Raw genomic sequence first — 2,547 nt, 5'->3', positions numbered from 1 at the left:
GGGTTGATAGCTCAGCGGGGTTATGCTGTCCATATCATCTGATTTGTCAGATAAATGTGGTTGAAGCCTGCCCGGCTTTCCTGCTAGCTGTGGCAGCGAAAATTCGGGCGAAGCAGCGGAGAGCCGGTTTGTCGCCAACAGCCTCGATGCGCGTCGTGGTGCTGCGTCAGCCGCTCGATCTCCATGTCGAGGAGCGCGCCACCCCCTCGCCCGGTGCCGGCGAAGTGCTGGTGCGTATCGAGCGCGGCGGCATCTGCGGCTCGGACCTGCACTATTTCCGCCATGGCGGATTCGGCACCGTGCGCATGAAGGAGCCGATGATCCTCGGCCACGAGATCGCCGGTCGGGTCGAGGCGCTGGGCGCCGGCGTTTCGGGCCCGGCCGTCGGCACGGCTGTCGCGGTCAATCCCGCCAACTCTTGCGGAGCCTGCGCCTTCTGCCGCGCCGGCCAGCCGATCCACTGCCTCGACATGCGTTTCCTGGGCTCGGCGATGCGCACGCCGCATGTGCAAGGCGGCTTTGCCGAGCATCTGATCTGCCGCGCCGAAAATGCCGTGCCACTCACGAAGGGCTCCAACCCTTCCGCCGGCGCCTTCGCCGAGCCGCTTGCGGTGACGCTGCATGCGGTGGCCCAGGCGCCAGTCTATGGCAGCCGGGTGCTGATCATAGGCGCCGGCCCGATCGGCACGCTTTTGGTGCTTGCCGCGCGCTTCGCCGGCGCGCGCGAGATCGTCGTCACCGACGTCCAGGACAAGCCTCTCGACTATGCGGCGAAGGCCGGAGCCGACCGCACCATCAATGTCGCCAGGCACGCCGACGGGATGAATGTCTACGCCGCTGGCAAGGGCTATTTCGACGTCATCTTCGAGGCCGCCGGCCAGGGCGCCACGGTGGCGAGCGCCTTGCACTTCATCAAGCCGCGCGGCACGCTGGTCACCGTCGGGCAAGGCGCGACCACGGAGCTTTCGGTTTCGATGATCGTCACCAAGGAAATCGCGTTGAAGGGCAGCTTCCGCTTCGACACGGAATTCGCTCTGGCCGTCGATTTGATCGGCTCGGGCCGCATCGACGTCGCGCCCCTGCTCAGCAACACGCTGCCGCTCGCCGAGGCCAGGAAAGCCTTCGAGCTGGCGAGCGACAAATCGCAATCGATGAAGGTGCAAATTGCATTCGACTGACTATCTCGGCCGCCTGTTCGGCCTCGAGGGCAGACATGCCTTCATAACCGGCGCCAGCCGCGGGCTGGGGCTTGCCTTCGCCGAGGCGCTTGCCGGCGCCGGCGCGCGCGTCACGATCGGCGGCCGCAAGGCGGAGGAGTTGAAAGCCGCCGGCGACCGCCTACGCGGCGACGGCCACACGGTGGCGGAGGCGGTGATCGACGTGACCGACACGCAGTCGGTCGATAGCGCCATTGCGGCCACGGAAGCCGGTGCCGGCCCGATCGATATCCTGGTCAACAATGCCGGCATCCAGCGCCGCGCGCCGCTGGAAAGTTTCAGCGACGCCGACTGGGACGCACTGATGGCGACCAATCTCGACGGCGTGTTCAAGGTGAGCCGGGCCGTGGTGAAAGGCATGATCGCGCGACGCAAGGGGTCGATCATCAATGTCTCCTCGGTGCAGAGCGTGCTTGCCCGCCCCTCGATCGCGCCCTACGCGGCGAGCAAGGGGGCAATCACCATGCTGACCAAGTCGATGGCCGGCGAATGGGGCCAGCACGGCGTGCGCGTCAACGCGATCGCGCCCGGCTATTTCAAGACCGAGCTCAATGCCGCCCTCGTCGCCGACGAGACGTTCTCCGGCTGGCTCACCGGCCGCACGCCGATGCGGCGCTGGGGCGATGTCGAGGAACTCGTGGGCGCCGCCGTGTTCCTCGCCTCCGACGCCGCCAGCTTCGTGACGGGACAGACGCTGCTGGTGGATGGCGGGATCACGAGCGTGTTGTGAGGGCGCCGGTCAAACCGGCAGGCTTTTCACGTATCCAGCCAGCACCCTATCCACCGACAATCCGCCGGGGCCGGCGAGCGCCAGGATGAACATGCCGCCGGCGATCGCCAAGTCCTTCTCGAAATGCAAGAGCTCGTTCTGGCTGGCGAAGTTGGTGTGGAAGAGGCTGGCCGTCATCAGGCAGAACAGGCCGAGCCCGATCGCGCCGAGGCGCGCCAGGACGCCGAGCGCGACCGACAGGCCGGCGCCGAGCTGCAGCGCGATGGTGGCAAGAAGCAGCGGCGTGCCGACGCCGAGCACGGCCATCGCCTTCTGAGCGCCCTCGAAATGGGCCGCAAGATGCAATCCTTCATGCACGAAGATCAGGGATAGGAGCAGGCGGCCGGCAAGCAGGATCACGTCCTTGGCGTGAAGCTTCTCGGTGAGTTCGGTCGGTGACATGGTCAGCTCCGATAAGGTTGTGTCGGTATGCTCCGAAACACCTGCCCGATGTGTATCTTCACAAGGGCAAGGCGACTTTCCCCGAGCGCCGCGCCGCCCCTCACCTGCCTGCCGGCATCCTCTCCCCGTATAGTGACGGGGAGAGGGGCGCTCTCGCCG

The 2,547-nt window shown here is 66.5% G+C and carries 3 protein-coding genes; 2 read left to right on the top strand and 1 reads right to left on the bottom strand.

The window, feature by feature from the left end; genetic code table 11:
• Positions 1-146 precede the first annotated feature (146 nt).
• Both EOA38_RS33420 and EOA38_RS33415 read left to right on the top strand, forming a co-directional pair.
• The gene (locus EOA38_RS33420; protein ID WP_126095990.1) at positions 147-1,178 is read left to right on the top strand and encodes an L-idonate 5-dehydrogenase; all 1,032 of its coding nucleotides are present in this window, start codon (positions 147-149) and stop codon (positions 1,176-1,178) included.
• On the top strand, positions 1,165-1,947 hold the full coding sequence (locus tag EOA38_RS33415; protein ID WP_127301236.1) for a glucose 1-dehydrogenase: 783 nt from the start codon (positions 1,165-1,167) through the stop codon (positions 1,945-1,947). Before EOA38_RS33420 ends, EOA38_RS33415 begins: the two co-directional genes overlap by 14 nt.
• A 9-nt stretch (positions 1,948-1,956) precedes the next feature.
• On the opposite strand, the gene EOA38_RS33410 is transcribed toward EOA38_RS33415, so the two are convergent.
• Positions 1,957-2,388: a DoxX family protein gene (locus EOA38_RS33410; protein ID WP_127301235.1), complete on the bottom strand. Its 432-nt coding sequence runs from the start codon at positions 2,386-2,388 to the stop codon at positions 1,957-1,959.
• Between the last annotated feature and the right edge of the window lie 159 nt (positions 2,389-2,547).

The sequence above is a fragment of the Mesorhizobium sp. M1E.F.Ca.ET.041.01.1.1 genome (genome assembly GCF_003997355.1).
GTDB lineage: Bacteria > Pseudomonadota > Alphaproteobacteria > Rhizobiales > Rhizobiaceae > Mesorhizobium.
Note: the sequence above shows the minus strand (reverse complement) of the source record. Positions and strands in the feature narration are given on the sequence as shown.

Bases quoted from the DNA above. Each gene is read 5' to 3' on its own strand.
- EOA38_RS33420 (WP_126095990.1), top strand. From the start codon at position 147: ATGCGCGTCGTGGTGCTGCGTCAGCCGCTCGATCTCCATGTCGAGGAG.
- EOA38_RS33410 (WP_127301235.1), bottom strand. From the start codon at position 2,388: ATGTCACCGACCGAACTCACCGAGAAGCTTCACGCCAAGGACGTGATC.